The sequence below is a fragment of the Corynebacterium tuberculostearicum genome (assembly GCF_022347385.1).
GTDB classification, from domain to species: domain Bacteria; phylum Actinomycetota; class Actinomycetes; order Mycobacteriales; family Mycobacteriaceae; genus Corynebacterium; species Corynebacterium tuberculostearicum_M.
Window position 1 is genome coordinate 169,107 of record NZ_JAKRDT010000001.1, and the last position, 16,806, is coordinate 185,912.

17 protein-coding genes are annotated in these 16,806 nt (G+C 58.4%); 14 read left to right on the plus strand and 3 right to left on the minus strand.

What is annotated here, in order from left to right:
* The first annotated feature begins 25 nt into the window (after positions 1-25).
* The 5 genes from rbfA (at position 26) to MHK00_RS00820 (ending at position 4,339) form a co-directional block, all read left to right on the plus strand.
* Positions 26-469, plus strand: coding sequence for a 30S ribosome-binding factor RbfA (gene rbfA / locus MHK00_RS00800; protein ID WP_239194447.1), 444 nt, complete (start codon positions 26-28; stop codon positions 467-469).
* Positions 470-1,432: a DHH family phosphoesterase gene (locus MHK00_RS00805; RefSeq protein ID WP_250408343.1), complete on the plus strand. Its 963-nt coding sequence runs from the start codon at positions 470-472 to the stop codon at positions 1,430-1,432.
* A 20-nt stretch (positions 1,433-1,452) separates the two neighbouring features.
* Positions 1,453-2,769: an MATE family efflux transporter gene (locus tag MHK00_RS00810; protein WP_040425272.1), complete on the plus strand. Its 1,317-nt coding sequence runs from the start codon at positions 1,453-1,455 to the stop codon at positions 2,767-2,769.
* Between the two features lie 86 nt (positions 2,770-2,855).
* Complete coding sequence (locus MHK00_RS00815; protein ID WP_005325166.1) at positions 2,856-3,668, plus strand: metallophosphoesterase family protein; 813 nt, start codon at positions 2,856-2,858, stop codon at positions 3,666-3,668.
* Positions 3,665-4,339 carry a 4'-phosphopantetheinyl transferase family protein gene (locus MHK00_RS00820; protein WP_250410053.1) on the plus strand — a complete coding sequence of 225 codons (675 nt, stop codon included), beginning with the start codon at positions 3,665-3,667 and terminating at the stop codon, positions 4,337-4,339. Before MHK00_RS00815 ends, MHK00_RS00820 begins: the two co-directional genes overlap by 4 nt.
* Here the strand turns inward: MHK00_RS00820 and truB are convergent.
* Positions 4,336-5,229, minus strand: coding sequence for a tRNA pseudouridine(55) synthase TruB (gene truB / locus MHK00_RS00825; protein WP_250410054.1), 894 nt, complete (start codon positions 5,227-5,229; stop codon positions 4,336-4,338). The two genes, MHK00_RS00820 and truB, sit on opposite strands and share 4 nt — an antisense overlap.
* Positions 5,230-5,252: 23 nt before the next feature.
* Here truB and MHK00_RS00830 point away from each other — a divergent pair, with 23 nt between their 5' ends.
* The 4 genes from MHK00_RS00830 to MHK00_RS00845 all read left to right on the plus strand — a co-directional run bounded on the left by MHK00_RS00830 (position 5,253) and on the right by MHK00_RS00845 (position 10,038).
* Positions 5,253-6,275, plus strand: coding sequence for a bifunctional riboflavin kinase/FAD synthetase (locus MHK00_RS00830; protein ID WP_250410055.1), 1,023 nt, complete (start codon positions 5,253-5,255; stop codon positions 6,273-6,275).
* Positions 6,276-7,208, plus strand: coding sequence for a nucleoside hydrolase (locus MHK00_RS00835; RefSeq protein WP_250410056.1), 933 nt, complete (start codon positions 6,276-6,278; stop codon positions 7,206-7,208). It begins immediately after the preceding gene.
* Positions 7,209-7,377: 169 nt separating this feature from the next.
* The gene (rpsO, locus tag MHK00_RS00840) at positions 7,378-7,647 is read left to right on the plus strand and encodes a 30S ribosomal protein S15 (protein WP_005278802.1); all 270 of its coding nucleotides are present in this window, start codon (positions 7,378-7,380) and stop codon (positions 7,645-7,647) included.
* A 144-nt stretch (positions 7,648-7,791) separates the two neighbouring features.
* A complete protein-coding gene (locus MHK00_RS00845) occupies positions 7,792-10,038 on the plus strand; it encodes a polyribonucleotide nucleotidyltransferase (RefSeq protein WP_250410057.1) in 2,247 nt (748 codons plus the stop codon).
* Positions 10,039-10,134: 96 nt separating this feature from the next.
* On the opposite strand, the gene MHK00_RS00850 is transcribed toward MHK00_RS00845, so the two are convergent.
* On the minus strand, positions 10,135-10,833 hold the full coding sequence (locus tag MHK00_RS00850; protein WP_250410058.1) for an AMIN domain-containing protein: 699 nt from the start codon (positions 10,831-10,833) through the stop codon (positions 10,135-10,137).
* Positions 10,834-10,947: 114 nt separating this feature from the next.
* On the minus strand, positions 10,948-11,337 hold the full coding sequence (locus tag MHK00_RS00855) for a VOC family protein (protein ID WP_250410059.1): 390 nt from the start codon (positions 11,335-11,337) through the stop codon (positions 10,948-10,950).
* A gap of 140 nt (positions 11,338-11,477) precedes the next feature.
* Here MHK00_RS00855 and dapB point away from each other — a divergent pair, with 140 nt between their 5' ends.
* Genes dapB through MHK00_RS00880 form a run of 5 tightly spaced genes read left to right on the plus strand, consistent with a single transcriptional unit; the run spans position 11,478 to position 16,783 of the window.
* Positions 11,478-12,224 carry a 4-hydroxy-tetrahydrodipicolinate reductase gene (gene dapB / locus MHK00_RS00860; protein WP_250410060.1) on the plus strand — a complete coding sequence of 249 codons (747 nt, stop codon included), beginning with the start codon at positions 11,478-11,480 and terminating at the stop codon, positions 12,222-12,224.
* Positions 12,225-12,227: 3 nt separating this feature from the next.
* On the plus strand, positions 12,228-12,974 hold the full coding sequence (thyX, locus tag MHK00_RS00865; protein ID WP_005325145.1) for an FAD-dependent thymidylate synthase: 747 nt from the start codon (positions 12,228-12,230) through the stop codon (positions 12,972-12,974).
* A gap of 56 nt (positions 12,975-13,030) precedes the next feature.
* The gene (dapA, locus tag MHK00_RS00870; RefSeq protein WP_250410061.1) at positions 13,031-13,939 is read left to right on the plus strand and encodes a 4-hydroxy-tetrahydrodipicolinate synthase; all 909 of its coding nucleotides are present in this window, start codon (positions 13,031-13,033) and stop codon (positions 13,937-13,939) included.
* A 2-nt stretch (positions 13,940-13,941) separates the two neighbouring features.
* Positions 13,942-16,089 (plus strand): ribonuclease J, encoded by a 2,148-nt coding sequence (locus MHK00_RS00875; protein ID WP_250410062.1) that lies wholly within the window; start codon positions 13,942-13,944, stop codon positions 16,087-16,089.
* A gap of 58 nt (positions 16,090-16,147) precedes the next feature.
* Entirely contained in the window at positions 16,148-16,783 is a 636-nt protein-coding gene (locus MHK00_RS00880) for a TIGR03085 family metal-binding protein (RefSeq protein ID WP_150851657.1), read from the plus strand.
* Positions 16,784-16,806: the final 23 nt, after the last annotated feature.

Below are 16,806 nucleotides of genomic sequence, written 5' to 3' on the forward strand. Positions count from 1 at the left end.
ATTCTTTTCGAGCTGGGAGGTTCACATGGTCGATCACGCACGCGCAGCGCGCATGGCCAAGCGCATTCAGGAAATCGTGGCAAGCGCCATCGAACGCCAGATTAAGGATCGCCGCCTCGAGTTGGTGACCATTACGGATACTCGAGTCACGGGCGACCTGCACGATGCCACCGTTTTTTATACCGTGCGCGGAAAAGACATCGACTCCGAGCCAGACTTCGCTCAAGCAGAAGAAGCCCTCAAGCGCGCTAAAGGTCAACTGCGCAAGATTGTGGGTGATCAACTCTCGGTGCGGTTTACCCCGACGCTCACCTTCGAGGTCGATACCGTTCCGGAGGCCTCCGCTCATATGGAAGAACTTCTGGCCCGTGCTCGCGCCCGCGATGAAGAACTGGCAAAGCTGAAGGAAAACGCCCAGCCGGCAGGGGATGCGAACCCGTATAAGACCTCCGATGAAGACGAGGCTTAAGTGACTAAGAAGCAATACCAGCCGGCAGTTGCCGCTTTGCATGATGCTCATAGCATCTGCATTGTGACGCACCTGCGGCCGGATGCCGATGCCATCGGCTCTGCTGCGGCGTTGCTGCTCGCGCTGCGCCAACGGGGCAAAGATGTGTGTGCCGTTGTGGGCCAGGAGCGGGAAATTTCCCGTAACCTTTACACCATTCCTGCCGCCGACGACGTCACCACTAGTCGTGAGCTGCCGGAAGGCTATGACCTCTACGTCACCGTTGATTGTGGTTCTTTGGGCCGAACGGGCTTTTTTGCGGATCGGATTGAGCAGCTAGCCCAGCAGGGCCGGGTTCTGTGCATTGACCATCATTCTTCTAATCCAGGGTTTGGTGCCATCAATGTGGTGGACACTGAATGTGAATCCACCACCGTGGTGTTGCTGAGCATCTTGGATTCATTGGAGATTCAGATTGACCGTCATATTGCACACTGCTTATATGCCGGTTTGATGACCGATACTGGCAGCTTCCGCTGGGGTAGGCCGGCTATGCACGATATTGCTACCCGCCTCATGCACTACGATCTGGATACCAAGCAGATCGCAGCTGACCTGTTAGATTCCACCACTCCGGACGATCTTCAGATGATCGGTAGGGTATTGGCCGGTTTGCGCCTCGAAGAAGCAGGGGAGCACACCCTAGGCATTCTCGTCGCGCGGCTGGAAGATATCCAGGGACACTCCGATTCGGCTGTCGAATCACTAGTGGAGTTCGTTCGCGCGCTTGAAGGAACCACCGTCGGCGTGGTGTTTAAGGAACAAGCTCCGGAGGTGTGGGCAGTTTCTTTGCGTTCTTCTCGCATCGATTGTTCTTCGGTGGCGCTAACCTTCGGCGGCGGCGGGCATGTACCGGCCGCGGGCTATACCGCCTACGGGGCTCCGGAAAAAATTATTAAGGAATTGGTGGCCGCTATCCAATGAGAAATAGGCAGACGGATGGAATGAACGCTCAGGATCGCTCCACCGCTGGCACGGTAACCGCACGCGAGGTCTTTGGCCTCGCGTTTCCCGCGCTTGGCGTACTTGCGGCCATGCCGCTCTACCTTTTGCTAGATACCGCGGTTGTTGGTCGTCTAGGTGCCCAAGAGCTCGCCTCACTTGCTGCAGCCACCACAATTCACTCCGTGGTGACGACACAGTTGACTTTCTTGTCCTACGGCACGACCGCTCGTTCTGCTCGGCTCTTTGGCTCCGGCAAACGCGAAGCTGCGGTTGCTGAAGGCGTGCAAGCCACCTATGTGGCCCTAGGAGTAGGCGGGCTGCTCGCGGTAATCATGTGGATTTTTGGCGGCGTATTTGCACGCGCCTTAACCGGTGATCCCACCACGGCCGCCGGGACGGCCTTGTGGCTGCGCATCGCAGCACTGGCTATTCCCGTTACTTTGGTGGAAATGGCCGGAAATGGCTGGATGCGCGGTGTCCAAGATACGAAGAAGCCGCTGTACTTTACGTTGTCTGGCATGATTCCCGGCGCTATTGCGGTGCCCATCTTCGTCCATTTCTGGGGGCTGGCAGGCTCGGCCATTGCCACGGTATTAGGCATGAGCATTATTGCCGCGCTATTCGTCCGCGAATTGCATAAGGAACATACCGGCTCCTGGCAATTTCAATGGCATGTGGTACGCGAACAGCTCATCTTAGGCCGCGATCTTATTTTGCGTTCAGCCAGCTTCCAGGTGGCCTTTCTTACCGCCACGGCTGTGGTTTCCCGCGTTGGTACCGCTTCTTTGGCCGGTCACCAGATCATGATGCAGCTGTGGAACTTCATGTCCCTCATCTTGGATTCGTTGGCCATTGCCGCGCAATCATTGACTGGTGCTGCACTAGGTGCTGGCTCTGCGCGGCACGCACGCAGTGTGGGCAGCAAGGTGGCGTTGTACTCTACGATTTTCTCTGGCCTCTTGGCTGTCGTATTTGCTGCTGGTGCAGGGATTATTCCGCGCATCTTCACCTCCTCTCCGGAAGTGCTCGATGCCATCTCTAAGCCGTGGTGGATCCTGGTAGCCATGGTTATCGGCGGTGGCGTGGTCTTCGCCTTCGATGGTGTCTTGCTCGGCGCCGGCGATGCTGCGTTCCTGCGCACGCTGACCATTTCTTCGGTCCTAGTGGGATTTTTGCCGGGCGTTATCTTGGCGCACTTTATGGGCACAGGCTTAACCGGCGTGTGGTGTGGCCTCGCCGCCTTCATTGCTTTCCGCATGGTGGGTGTCGTCTACCGGTTCCGATCGATGAAATGGGCCGTAGTGCAGGAGGGCTAGCTGCGCTAAAGTGGGCGTGTTGATACTCTCGCGTGGTGTGCGGCTACGTGCAGCGCGCAGCTTCTAGGAAGACAGGTGAGAAACCTATGCCAACAGTGTGGGCGGTTTCTGACCTGCATGGAGCGGTCAGCGCCAATAGCGAGCGCATTGATCAGCTTACTCCGCCCGATCCTGCGGATTGGCTGATTGTAGCTGGGGACGTCGCAGAGCGTACCGATCTCATCATTCGTATTTTGCGCCAGCTCAATGATCGCTATGCCAGGGTCATCTGGGTGCCGGGCAACCATGAGTTATTCTCCCGCTCCCAGGATCGGTATCAAGGCCGAGAAAAGTATGCGCACCTAGTGGAAAGGTGCAGGGAGATTGGAGTTATCACTCCCGAAGACCCGTATCCGGTATTTCACGGGACCACCATCGTTCCGCTATTTACTTTGTATGATTACAGTTTCCGTCCGCATGGCCTTAGCGTGGACGAAGCCATTGAGGCGGCGCGCGCAAAACAACTGATGATGACCGATGAGTTCGCCATCGCCCCCTTCGTAGACGTGCGGGCGTGGTGTTGGGACAGGTTGGCCTATTCCATCAAGCGCCTTTCCCGAGTACATGGTCCTACTGTGTTGGTTAACCATTGGCCGTTGGTCCAAGAACCAACCATGCTGTTGCGCTTTCCGGAAATTGCCTTGTGGTGCGGAACTAGGCATACGCGGTCGTGGCCGCGGCGCTATAACGCGCAGTCCGTCATCTATGGGCACCTTCATATGCCGTCTCGCATGAATGTGGACGGCGTTGACCACATCGAGACGTCATTGGGGTATCCACGCGAATGGCAGGGGCGCGACAGCACCCAGACGTGGCCCTATCCGGTACTGCGTTCTTTTGAAGGGGAGGAGGCACGATGATGTATCCAGAGCTATTTCCTGAAAGTGCGCGCTATTGCTATGTGCGCACGGATTCGGGCTATGCGGATTTGGCTAATTTTGAAGGCCTCGCGGCTGAAGAAAAGTCTCTCGTTTCCCAGGCAGTTGATGTGCGCAAGGCCGAGTTCGGTGATGCTCGGTGGTGTGCGCACCGAGCCTTGCAGGAATTAGGTGCCAATCCGGCAACGCCGATTTTGCGCGGCGAGCGCGGCATGCCGCTGTGGCCAGAAGGTTTTGTCGGCTCGATGACGCATACCGAGGGGATGCGGGCTGCGGTGGTTGCCCCTACCTCAGCCTTAAAATCCGTGGGCTTGGATGCAGAACCCGCCGAACCGCTGCCGGATCATGTGCTCACCATGATCGCCCGAGCGGGGGAGATGCCGCAGCTTTTGCGGCTTCGTGAGGCGGGGATTACCTGCCCGGACCGATTGCTTTTTTGTGCCAAGGAGGCCACATATAAGTCGTGGTTTCCCATGACCTTTCGCTGGCTGGACTTTGACCAAGCAGAAATTGACCTGCGCGAGGATGGCACGCTTATTTCCTATATTTTGGCTAGGCCCACACCGGTGCCTTTTATCACCGGGCGTTGGGTAATCAGAGATGGCTACGTTATCGTCTCCACCTCGGTTCCGGCTTTAGACTTTAGCAATTAAAGGGTAGAGGGCCGTGCCACAAACACGGTGGCCAGGCGCTTGCCTTTTTCTTTAATGAGCGCCACCGCTTGGCCATTAGGGGCCACAGCAGCGTGGACGCCCTTGAGTCCGCGGGGCTCTAGCCACTTGCCCATGGCGAGGGCGGCTGCCTCCTCCTCTGTGACGGAAAGGACGGGGAAGCAGCGAGCCAAGGCCTCATCCAAGCTGAGGGAAAGGCGCGGGGAATCGGCCAGGGCGTCGAGCGAGAGGGCGTCGGCAAGCGCAAAAGGCCCCACCTCAGTGCGGCGCAAGGCGGTCAGGTGCCCGCCCACCTGCAGGGCCTCGCCCAGATCGCGGGCTAGGGAGCGAATATAGGTACCGGAAGAACAATCCACCGTGACGTCTAGATCGATGTAGTCGCCCTCACGGCGCTCTGCCAGAACGTCAAACTTATCTACCGTTACTGGGCGGGCGGGAATGTCTACCTCCTGGCCCTCCCGCACCAGCTCATGGGCGCGGCGGCCGTTAATTTTAATAGCGGAAACGGCCGCGGGCTTCTGCATGATGTCGCCGGTGAGCTTGGCAATCTCTGCCTCGATTGCGGCGCGGTCAATGGCTGCAGCGCTAGCGCCCCAAGAGTATTCTCCCTCGGCGTCATCGGTTGTGGTGGCGGCGCCCAGGCGAATGGTGGCGTCATAGGACTTAGTGGAGGCAACCATGTGGGCCAAGAACTTGGTGCCACGCTCCACGCCAAGGACCAGCACGCCGGTGGCCATGGGGTCGAGGGTACCGGCGTGGCCTACCTTCTTGGTATGAAAGTACCTGCGTAGGCGGCCGACAACATCGTGGGAGGTCATGCCGGCGGGTTTGTCTACGATGACGAGTCCGGAGTTTGCGAGCGCATCAGTCATAGCCTCTAAGTCTATGCTCTACGATGGTCTGCGTGGATATTTGGTACGGAATCGATGACATCCCCGCGGAAGTGGGCCCAACGTCAGTAACCATCGGCGTCTTTGACGGCCTGCACCGTGGCCATCAACAGCTCATCTCCGCCTGTGTGGAGCATGCACGCGCTCATGGTGAGCGCCCTGTCATGGTGACCTTTGACCCGCACCCGGTGTCGGTATTCCTCCCAGAGCGTGCGCCCCTGTCGGTGTTGAGTTTTGAACGCCGACTGGAATTGGCCGAAGAGATGGGCATTGCTGCCGTGCTCGTTATTGACTTCACCCGCGACCTTGCTGGGGTGGAGCCACGGCCCTACGTAGAAGATTTATTGGTAGGAAAGCTCGCAGCCCAGCACATCGTGGTAGGAGAGAACTTCACTTTTGGCGCCGGCGCGACCGGAACCGCCCAGGCTATGCAGGACTTTGGTGCCGAGTTTGGCTTTAGCGTGGACATCGTTCCACTGCTGGATGATAAGGGCGTGCGCATTTGTTCCACCCACATCCGTGAGTGCCTTGCGCAGGGGGACATCGAATCCGCAAACTGGGCTCTCGGTCGCCATTTCACCGTGACCGGGCCCGTAGTGCGCGGCGCAGGACGTGGAGGCAAGGAGCTCGGATTTCCCACGGCCAATCAGTATTTCCCGGATACGGTGGCCATCCCGGCCGATGGTGTGTACGCGGGCTGGTTCATCGTCCACTCTGATTCCTCTATCGAGGGGGATATGCGGCCTGGCGTGGCCTATGCGGCCGCCATTTCCGTAGGCACCAACCCCACCTTTGGCGATGAGGAGCGATCCATTGAGTCCTTCGTGCTCGACCGCGACGCTGACCTGTACGGCTACGAGGCTACGGTGCACTTTGTGGGCCACCTTCGCGATATGGTGAAGTTCAATTCCGTAGACGAGCTGCTTGAGGCCATGGCCAATGACGTAGCCAAGGCCCGCCAGGTGCTCGCTGCCGACGCGAAGGCGCAGGGCTGGACCGCGAAAGACTACTTCCTGCGGGAGAAATAAATGAAGGCGATTCTCGATCTTGATACCGGCATTGATGATGCCCTAGCGCTGGCGTATGCCATCGCCCATCCGGACCTGGATTTAATCGGCGTGACCTGCACGTACGGCAACGTGACCGTGCCCTTGGCCGTGCGCAACACCCTGGCCCTTCTAGAGCTGCTGGGCCAAGACGATATTCCAGTCTTTGTCGGACCTAGCCCGGATGGGTTTCGGCCAAGTGAGATTTCTTCTTTTATCCACGGTCACAACGGCGTGGGGGAGGTCCTGCTTCCGCCGGCAACCACCCAGGCGCAGTCCCAACCAGCGGCCGAGTTCCTCATCGAGGCCGTGCACGAACACGGAGATGATCTAGTAATCATTCCCACCGGCCCGTCCACCACGATTGCTGACGCCATGCAGCAAGACCCTTCCTTTGCCACATCCGCACACCTAGTGATGATGGGTGGGGCTCTTACCGTTCCTGGCAACGTCACGCCATGGTCTGAGGCCAATATCTCCCAGGATCCGGAAGCTACCGATTACCTCTTCCGCCACACGAGCGATACCACCATGGTGGGCTTGGATGTCACCTTGCGCACCCTATTGACCACGGCGGAGTCCGCTCGTTGGCGCGCTACCGGCACCCACGCCGGCCGCATCTTTGCGGACATGGTGGACTATTACATCCGCGCCTACGCCACCACATCGCCGCACTTGGGCGGGTGCGGCTTGCACGATCCATTGGCCGCTGCGGTGGCAGCAGATGCCACGCTTGTCGACGTCCTTTCGATAAACCTCAAGACTGACACCACCGGCCCTACCCGTGGACGGACAATCGCGGATGAAAAGCGATTGGATGCGCCGCCCACCGCACGGGTGGCTGTGGGTGTGGATAGTGAGCGTTTTGTGCGAGAGTTTGTCGAACGCCTTGAGACGCTCTTCAGCCAGCTCTAAAAGCACAGCCTAGAAGCCATGTGGTTTTGATTTTTTCTGCCTGGGCGCTGTAAGGTGTTTGTTTGGCTTAGCGACTGCGGTTCACAGCAGTTGCGGCACGCACAAGCAATGCGCATCGCGCTGGCTTATGCGTCACGATAATGTGGACTGAAATAAAGGAGAAATACTCATGGCATTGACCACTGAGAAGAAGGCCGAAATCCTCAAGGAGTACGGCCTGCACGAAACCGATACCGGTTCCCCTGAGGCACAGGTTGCCCTGCTGACCTCCCGCATCAATACTTTGACCGAGCACCTGAAGTTCCACAAGCACGATCACCACTCCCGTCGTGGTCTGCTGCTGATGGTTGGTCGCCGTCGTGGCCTGCTGAAGTACCTGGCTGAGAACAACGTCGATCGCTACCGTGATCTGATCTCTCGCCTGGGTCTGCGCCGTTAATTTCGGCCCAGCTTCGGCCACCTCGCCCCGCCCTTTGGCGGGGCTTTTGTGGTTTTTCTGTTAGAATTTGACACCGTTGTCATAGACAAAAATCGACCAGGCGGCATCGACGATCGCCTAAACCACTCAAGGAGACATTTTTTAATGAGCGTTCAGAACTCCGTCGAGTTCAATATTGACGAGGACTTTGGCATTACCGAGGCCATTGCCACGCTAGACAATGGTGACTTTGGCACCCGCACCCTGCGCTTCGAAACCGGCCAGTTGGCTCGCCAGGCAGACGGCTCCGTGACCACCTACTTGGACGATGACACCATGTTGCTGGCCACGACCACTGCGTCCAACCAGCCGCGCGAGGGATTCGACTTCTTCCCCCTGACTGTGGACGTAGAAGAGCGTATGTACGCCGCCGGCAAGATTCCGGGCTCCTTCTTCCGCCGTGAGGGTCGCCCTTCTTCTGAGGCCATCCTGGCATGTCGCCTCATCGACCGCCCGCTGCGCCCAACCTTTGTCAAGGGCCTGCGCAATGAGGTACAGGTCGTTGTCACCGTGATGTCCCAGGATCCGGAAGAGTACTACGACGTCGTTGCCATCAACGGTGCTTCCGCCGCCACCCAGCTGTCCGGCTTGCCCGTCTCCGGTGCAGTTGGTGGCGTCCGCATGGCACTGATTGCTGACGATAAGCACCCCGAGGGCCAGTGGGTAGCGTTCCCGAACCACGAGCAGCACGAGCGCGCTCTCTTTGAGATGGTCGTTGCCGGCCGCATCGTCAAGAAGGGCCGCAAGGACGACGTAGCCATCATGATGGTTGAGGCCGGTGCTGGCACCAACGTGGCTGAGCGCATTGCTGACGGCGCTCCTGCACCGCAGGAAGCAGCCGTCGCTGAAGGCTTGGAGGCAGCAAAGCCTTTCATTAAGACCTTGTGCGAGGCCCAGAACGGTCTGGCGGAGCGTGCCGCCAAGGAAACCCAGGAGTTCCCGCTTTTCCCGGCATACGGCGATGATGTCTTCGCTGCAGTGGAAAAGGCTGCTACCAAGAAGCTAGAAAAGCTGCTGACCATCCCGGGCAAGCAGGAGCGCGACGATGCCACCAATGAATACATGGAGCAGGTCGAAGAAAAGCTCTTGGACCAGTTCGAGGACTTGGAAGAAGCCGATGCGTCTAAGCAGATCCGCGGCGCTTATAACGCTTTGATGAAGCAGATCGTGCGCCAGAAGATCCTCTCCGAGGGCTTCCGTATCGATGGCCGCGGCGTTACCGATATCCGTGACCTCTCCGTTGAGGTGGACCTGGTTCCGCGTGCTCACGGTTCCTCCTTGTTCGAGCGCGGTGAGACCCAGATTCTGGGTGTTACCACCCTGGACATGCTCAAGATGGAGCAGCAGATTGATTCCCTGACCCCGGTGGAATCCAAGCGCTACATGCACCACTACAACTTCCCGCCATTCTCCACTGGCGAGACCGGCCGCGTGGGCTCCCCGAAGCGCCGCGAGATCGGCCACGGTGCTTTGGCCGAGCGTGCTCTGCTTCCGGTCATCCCATCTCGTGAGGACTTCCCATACGCCATCCGCCAGGTCTCTGAGGCCTTGGGCTCCAATGGCTCTACCTCCATGGGCTCTGTGTGTGCCTCCACCTTGTCCCTCTACAATGCCGGCGTTCCGCTGAAGGCTCCGGTAGCTGGCATCGCTATGGGCTTGGTCTCTGGCGAAGTAAACGGCAAGGAGAAGTTCGTCGCCCTGACCGATATTCTCGGCGCCGAGGATGCCTTTGGCGATATGGACTTCAAGGTCGCCGGTACCTCTGAGTACATCACCGCCCTGCAGCTGGACACCAAGTTGGATGGCATCCCGTCCAAGGTCCTGGCCCAAGCACTGGAGCAGGCTCGCGATGCCCGCTCTACCATCCTGGAAACCATGGCTGAGGTCATCGATACCCCGGACGAGATGTCTGGCCTTGCTCCGAAGATCACTTCCGTGAAGATCCCGGTTAGTAAGATCGGTGAGCTTATCGGACCAAAGGGCAAGACCATCAACCAGATCACCGAGGAAACCGGCGCCGATGTCTCCATCGAGGATGACGGAACCGTCTACGTTTCCGCTGCCACCGGTGAGGCTGCGGATGCTGCCATCGATAAGGTCAACTCCATTGCTAACCCGCAGCTGCCGAAGGTAGGAGAGCGCTTCCTGGGTACCGTGGTAAAGACCGTTCCGTTCGGCGCATTCGTTTCCTTGACGCCTGGTCGCGATGGCTTGATCCACATTTCCAACCTGGGTGGCGACGAGCGCATCGAGAAGGTAGAAGACGTCATCAACGTTGGCGATAAGGTTCAGGTAGAAATCGCGGATATCGATAACCGTGGCAAGATTTCCCTGGTTCCGGTTGAGGACTAATCCCTAAACCCAAAGAAGGCTCTGCCTTCCAGTTTATTCGCTGGAAGACAGAGCCTTTCTTCGTAGGTGTGCACCGTTTAGAGGCGCCGCTAAACCTTAGTTCTGGAAGTCAATGACCACGCGCGACGGGTCTTTCAGATACGTCACGGAGTAGGCAGTCTTCTTCTCTAGACCGATAATGAGCTGTGTTTGCGCCTCAAAGGTGGTGGTGTAGTTGACTGCGCTGACCACCCCGGCACCAGGGGTAGTGCCTGGCTGCATGTACTTTGCTTTCAGCTCTGGGGTAGAAGGCCACGGCGTCCCCTCGATGCCTAAGTTGAGGAAAGTATTCCCTTGGACCTCGACCGGCTTGCCGGATGCCTGCTGGGCAGGGCTATCGGTATAGGACGTAAACCAGCCCGGTTCACCTTCGCCCTCCAGGTCGATGACGACGCGGGTGAAGCCATCGTGTGCTCCCACTCGCACACCCGTGGGAATGAGGTTTCCGAGCCCCTCCGGCATGTGCTGTTGGTCCTCGAGAGAGGCCGTGCCCATACCGGCGAACGCCATTGGGGCTGAGTCATGGGAGAGCTTCTGCATTTCTTCATCCGCCGCTGAGTTACTGCGCGGTGCAGAAGTGGTGGCAGGGGTAGCGGAGCTGGTCGGAGCATCAGCCGTGTCGGTAGTTGACTGAACCTCACTAAATGCCGGTGTGCCTGCCTGCGTAGTGTCTTCATCGGAACAAGCGGCAACTGCTAACGCGCATCCTGCGCTGATGGCCACGGCGATAGTGCGAGAGAAATTTGAGGGAGACATATTCATCACTTCCTTGGTGCGTACCGTGTTGTTACACCCATTCTACTGGGGCAGGTGGGACAAGCATTAGGAAGTGATGCAATTGTTAACCCGTGTGATGGGGGAGGGGTGCGACTACTTCTTCAGTTCCACGAGCTGGATAAGGTTGCCCACGGTGTCATCAAAAACAGCGATGATGGACGGCCCAACATCGGTGGGCTCCATGGTGAACTTCACGCCCTTGTCACTGAGCTCCTTGTATTCCTTTTCAACATCGGCGGACAGGAACTGCGTGACCGGAATACCGTCAGCCTTGAGTGCTGCGGCGTAGTCTTTGGCGGCGGGGTGGCCCGTCGGTTCCAGAAGCAGCTCGGTATCTCCCTCACCTTCAGCATTGGTGACGGTGAGCCAACGGAAATCGCCGTGAGTTACGTCATCCTTGACTCGGAAGCCAAGGGTATTGACGTAAAAATCGTGAGCGCGGGCAACGTCGTCTACAGGAACGGAAGCGATATAGATCTGCATGCCCGCCATCCTAGGGAGAATGAGGGGCGTCGTCGAAGAGCGCAAACCCCTTCCAGGAAGGCGAGGTAATGTGCAACCCCCATGCGCGTTAGGATGGGGAGAAAAGTACTACCGATGTGGCTGAAGAAGGAGAACACACCATGGCTATCAAGGTTGGCGTACTAGGCGCGCACGGACGCGTAGGCCAGGCAATCGTTGAAGGCGTCAACGCGGAAGATGACCTAGAGCTGGTGGCAGAAATTGGCCGCGATGATGATCTGCAGCAGCTTATCGACGCCCACGCAGAGGTCATCGTGGACTTTACCCAGCCAGATTCGGTAATGGGCAACCTGGAGTTCTGCATTGCCCACGGAATCCACTGCGTGGTGGGAACCACCGGCTTTGATAAGGAGCGCTTGGCTCAGGTGGAGGAATGGACCAAGCAGGACGGTGCCGGCAATGTCCTCATTGCGCCGAGCTTTGCCATTTCTGCAGTTCTCACCATGGTGCTAGCTAAGCAGGCTGCCAAGTTCTTTGAGACTGCAGAGGTTATCGAATTCCACCACCCAACCAAGTTGGATGCGCCGTCCGGTACTGCGATCCATACCGCTGAGGGAATTGCCGCCGCCCGCAAGGAGGCTGGTCTGGGAGACATGCCGGATGCCACGGAAAAGCAACTCGATGGTGCCCGCGGCGCTACCGTCGACGGCATTCCGGTTCACGCAGTACGCACCCGTGGCATGGTGGCACACGAGGAGGTCATCTTTGGTGCTCAAGGTCAGTCGCTGACCATCCGCCAGGATTCTTATGACCGCGCGTCCTTCACGCCGGGCGTACTGGTGGGTGTGCGCCAAATTGCGGATCACCCAGGCCTAGTCGTGGGCCTCGATAAGTACCTGGGGCTTTAAGCCATGGCTAAAGCAAGTGAGCTAGACATTCAGCTCATTGCCGCAACACAGTTCCACGCCCCGCGGGGCGTGGAGTGGCACGCGGATGACTCGGCCTCTGATGGGGAAGCACTTGTCGAGTTCGCTGGACGGGCCTGCTACGAGTCTTTTGATAAGCCAAACCCCCGGACAGCAACCAATGAAGCCTACCTGCACCACATCATGGAGGTAGGCCATACTGCGTTGCTCGAGCATGCCACGGCCACCATGTACATCACGGGGCTGTCGCGGTCGGCGAGCCATGAGCTCGTGCGGCACCGGCACTTTTCCTTCTCGCAGCTCTCCCAGCGCTTTGTCCACCCGGAGGAGACCGAGGTGGTCCTGCCTAAATTGGTGGCCGAAGACGAGCAACTAAGCCGATTGGTAATGCAAGCGGTAGATGAGACTCGCTTTGTTTACGATGAACTGCTTAGCGCACTGGAAGAGAAGCTGGATGAGCCCAACGCTCTCCTGCGCAAGAAGCAGGCCCGTCAGGCAGCGCGTGCCGTGCTGCCCAACGCCACAGAAACGCGCATCGTTGTTACTGGCAACTATCGCGCGTGGCGGCACTTTATTGGTGCGCGAGCCGCCGAACAGGCCGACGAGGAACTCCGCCACGTTGCGGTGGAGTGCCTGAAACTGCTGCAAAGCAAGGCGCCAGTGCTCTTTGATGATTTCAATATCACCACTCTGGCTGATGGAACCCAGATGGCAGCGAGCCCCTACGCCTAACACGCGCGGGACCCCGATGCGGCTAATTGCAAGCCAAAAGGGTAATCTTGACGGCTATGAGCACAGGTATGACAGCAAAGACTGGCGTCGACACCTTTGGACGCATCGGCGTCGCCATGGTCACCCCATTTGACCGTGACGGTTCGCTGGACGTTGCAGCAGGTCGTCGCCTAGCAGCTCATCTCGTTGACAATGGCGTTGATTCGCTCATCCTAGGTGGAACCACGGGTGAATCGCCGACCACTTCGGTCGAAGAGAAGCTGGAGCTGCTCAAAGCCGTAAAGGAAGAAGTAGGAGACCGCGCAAAGCTTTGCGCCGGTGCCGGAACGAATGACACCGCAACCTCCATTAAGCTGGCTCAGGCCACCGCTGAAGCGGGGGCAGATAGCTTGCTAGTGGTAACTCCCTACTACTCCAAGCCTTCACAAAAGGGCGTTTACGAGCACTTTGCCGCAGTCGCGCAAGCCACGGATCTACCGATCTGTGTCTATGACATCCCTGGCCGCTCGGGCATCCCAGTGGCGCCGGATACCCTCCGCCGCCTTGCGGATTTGCCGACCATCCAAGCCGTAAAGGACGCCAAGGGCGACCTTCCTGCGGCCGCAGAACTCATCCAAGAAACCGGTTTGGCCTGGTATTCCGGTGATGATCCGATTAACCTGCCGTGGCTTTCCCTCGGCGCATCTGGTTTCATCTCCGTTATCGGCCATGTTGCACCGCGTGCCTTGGTAGAACTTTATGAAGCTTTCGACGCGGGCGATATGGCCCGCGCCCGAGAAATCAATGTCACTACGCTCCTTCCGCTTACCCATGCACAAGCTCGGTTGGGCGGAGCGACGTTTGCAAAGGAAGCCCTGCGCCTGCAGGGCATCGAAGTTGGCGATACCCGTCTTCCTGTCACCGCTGCGAGCGAGGAGGAACGCGAGGTACTTCGCCGTGATCTGGAACAATCTGGAGTCCTCTAAGAATGAATGAACCCCGTAACCGTTCCCGCAAGGTGACCCGCAAGGCGGGCCCACCGGCGGAAAACGAAACCGCCTCCAACGAGGCGGCTTCGCCAGTTTTCCAAGCCCCAGCAACTGATGCGGGCAATTCCGCGCAGGAAAATTCCGCGAAGGGCGACAAAGATAATTCTGGCAAGAAGAATTCCTCCGACAACAACACTGATGGCGGCAACAACCGTCGCTCCCGTTCCCGTGGCAGCCGCGGCCGTGGCCGTGGTGGCAACGGCAATGGCAATGGCAATAACCACGGTGGAAACAATAACCACGGCGGCAAGAACGGCAACGGCAACGGAAAGAACGGCAACGGTAAGGGCCGCGGCCGCAATAACCGTGGCCGCCGCAACGTGCCCAAGTCTATGCAGGGCGCGGATCTGACCAAGCGCCTGCCGGAACCACCGAAGCAGCCGAAGGATGCCCTGCGTATTTACGCTCTGGGCGGTATTTCGGAGATCGGCCGCAATATGACCGTCTTCGAGTACGGTGATGACCTCATCATCATCGACTGTGGCGTGCTCTTCCCATCCTCTGGTGAGCCAGGCGTGGACCTCATCCTGCCTGACTTTGGCCCGATTGAGAAGAAGATCCACAAGGTCAAGGCCCTCGTCGTTACTCACGCGCACGAGGACCACATCGGCGCTATCCCGTGGCTGCTTAAGCTGCGTCCGGATATCCCCATCGTTGCTTCCCGCTTCACCATCGCGCTTATTGCTGCAAAGTGTAAGGAGCACCGCCAGAAGCCGAAGTTCGTCGAGGTTAATGAAAAGTCCGACGTAACCTACGGTCCGTTCCGCGTACGCTTCTGGGCAGTCAACCACTCCGTACCGGATGCCTTGGGCATCATGCTGGGCACCCCAGCCGGCAATATCATCCACACTGGTGACATCAAGCTGGACCAAACCCCGCTGGATAACCGTCCAACGGACCTCCCAGCCCTGTCCCGCTATGGCGATGAGGGTGTTGACCTCATGCTGTGTGACTCCACCAACGCGACGGTCCCAGGTGTATCGGCATCTGAGGGCGATATTCCTGCCAACTTCAAGCGCCTCGTTGCCGGCGCTAAGCAGCGCGTTATCTTGGCCTCCTTCGCCTCCAACGTCTACCGCGTCCAGGCCGCTATCGACGCTGCCGTGGCAAACGGCCGCAAGGTGGCCTTCAATGGCCGTTCGATGATGCGCAACATGGAAATCGCGGAGAAGATGGGCTTCTTGAAGGTCCCACGCGGCACCATCATCCCCATCGATGAGGCTGCCAAGATGGCTCCGCATAAGACCATGCTGATTACCACCGGTACGCAGGGTGAGCCTATGGCCGCACTGTCGCGTATGGCCCGACGCGAGCACCGTCAGATTACCGTCCGCGATGGCGATACCATCATCTTCTCTTCCTCGCTCATTCCGGGCAACGAGGAGGCCGTCTACGGCGTCATCAACATGCTGTCCCAGATCGGTGCCAACGTCATTACTAACCAGGACGTAAAGGTGCACGCTTCCGGTCACGGTTACGCTGGCGAGCTCCTCTTCCTGTACAACGCAGCGCGCCCGCGCAACGCTATGCCGGTGCACGGCGAGTGGCGCCACCTGCGCGCCAATAAGGAACTGGCTATCTCCACCGGTGTGGACCGGGACCGTACGGTGCTGGCACAAAACGGCGTCGTCGTGGACCTGCGCAAGGGTCGCGCCGAGGTCGTAGGCCAGATGCAGGTGGGTAACCTGTACGTCGACGGCGTGTCCATGGGCGATGTGGATGCCGATACCTTGGCTGATCGCACCAACCTGGGTACCGGCGGCGTGGTTTCTATCACCTGTGTGATTGATAACCGCACCTCGCGCCTGCTGGAGCACCCAACGGTATCTACCACAGGCTTCTCCGATGATGACCGCGGCATCGTGCCGGAGGTTGCGGAGATGGTGGAAAACACCATGAACGATCTCGCCGCTGAAGGCGAGAACGATACCTACCGCATGGTGCAGAAGCTGCGCCGTAAGGTATCCAAGCTCATGGATTCCAAGTACAAGCGCGAGCCGGTTATCCTTCCGACCATCGTGCCGACCAACTCCGGCCCTTTGGTTACCGATGAAGAAGACGTCGACGCTTCACGTGAGTCCCTGTAAGTAATACGGGTGCCTCGCGCTAAGTAAGACACAGCCCCAGCATGCCAGCTAGCTCGGTATGCTGGGGCTTATGTCGTTTTCTTCTGCTGAGCGCGCCAAGATGGTAGCGCTATTTCATAAGCTTGGTCCCGATGCACCTACCTTGTGCGAGGGCTGGACAACCCGCGACCTAGCCGTGCATTTATGGGTGCGGGAAAACCGCCCCGATGCCGCCGCCGGCATCTTCGTCAACGCACTGTCCGGCCGGCTGGAAAAGGAATCACGCAAGGTGGCCGAGCGCGATTTTGATGAACTGGTTGATGACTGGGGGAGGGGACCTGCTGCCTATAACCCGGTTCGGTTCGTGGATGCACAGCAAAACTTTGTGGAGCACTTTGTTCACCACGAGGATATTCGCCGGGCTAATGGCATGGGCCCACGCGACTTTTCGGCACGCATCAAGCAACAGATGCATAGCTACCTAAAGCCCTTGGCTAAGGTGGCCTTGCGCAAATCTGAACGTCCGGTCATTCTGCAGCCGGAAGGATTGCCGCGAATCGTTGCCGCAGATACGCATGGCGTGGTGGAGAAGGGCGATGCCGTGGTTCGCGTTTCAGGCGAGGTAGGCGAGCTCATCCTCTGGTCCTTCGGGCGTGATGCTGCTGAAGTCAAGATTGAAGGTGACTCCGAAGCCATCGTAAAGTCAATTCTCTAATCTTGATTTAATCGCAGTTTCTT

Coding starts and splice junctions, on each gene's coding strand:
- rbfA (WP_239194447.1), top strand. CDS start 26: ATGGTCGATCACGCACGCGCAGCGCGCATGGCCAAGCGCATTCAGGAA.
- MHK00_RS00810 (WP_040425272.1), top strand. CDS start 1,453: ATGAACGCTCAGGATCGCTCCACCGCTGGCACGGTAACCGCACGCGAG.
- MHK00_RS00815 (WP_005325166.1), top strand. CDS start 2,856: ATGCCAACAGTGTGGGCGGTTTCTGACCTGCATGGAGCGGTCAGCGCC.
- MHK00_RS00820 (WP_250410053.1), top strand. CDS start 3,665: ATGATGTATCCAGAGCTATTTCCTGAAAGTGCGCGCTATTGCTATGTG.
- truB (WP_250410054.1), bottom strand. CDS start 5,229: ATGACTGATGCGCTCGCAAACTCCGGACTCGTCATCGTAGACAAACCC.
- MHK00_RS00830 (WP_250410055.1), top strand. CDS start 5,253: ATGGTCTGCGTGGATATTTGGTACGGAATCGATGACATCCCCGCGGAA.
- MHK00_RS00835 (WP_250410056.1), top strand. CDS start 6,276: ATGAAGGCGATTCTCGATCTTGATACCGGCATTGATGATGCCCTAGCG.
- rpsO (WP_005278802.1), top strand. CDS start 7,378: ATGGCATTGACCACTGAGAAGAAGGCCGAAATCCTCAAGGAGTACGGC.
- MHK00_RS00845 (WP_250410057.1), top strand. CDS start 7,792: ATGAGCGTTCAGAACTCCGTCGAGTTCAATATTGACGAGGACTTTGGC.
- MHK00_RS00850 (WP_250410058.1), bottom strand. CDS start 10,833: ATGTCTCCCTCAAATTTCTCTCGCACTATCGCCGTGGCCATCAGCGCA.
- MHK00_RS00855 (WP_250410059.1), bottom strand. CDS start 11,337: ATGCAGATCTATATCGCTTCCGTTCCTGTAGACGACGTTGCCCGCGCT.
- dapB (WP_250410060.1), top strand. CDS start 11,478: ATGGCTATCAAGGTTGGCGTACTAGGCGCGCACGGACGCGTAGGCCAG.
- thyX (WP_005325145.1), top strand. CDS start 12,228: ATGGCTAAAGCAAGTGAGCTAGACATTCAGCTCATTGCCGCAACACAG.
- dapA (WP_250410061.1), top strand. CDS start 13,031: ATGAGCACAGGTATGACAGCAAAGACTGGCGTCGACACCTTTGGACGC.
- MHK00_RS00875 (WP_250410062.1), top strand. CDS start 13,942: ATGAATGAACCCCGTAACCGTTCCCGCAAGGTGACCCGCAAGGCGGGC.
- MHK00_RS00880 (WP_150851657.1), top strand. CDS start 16,148: ATGCTGGGGCTTATGTCGTTTTCTTCTGCTGAGCGCGCCAAGATGGTA.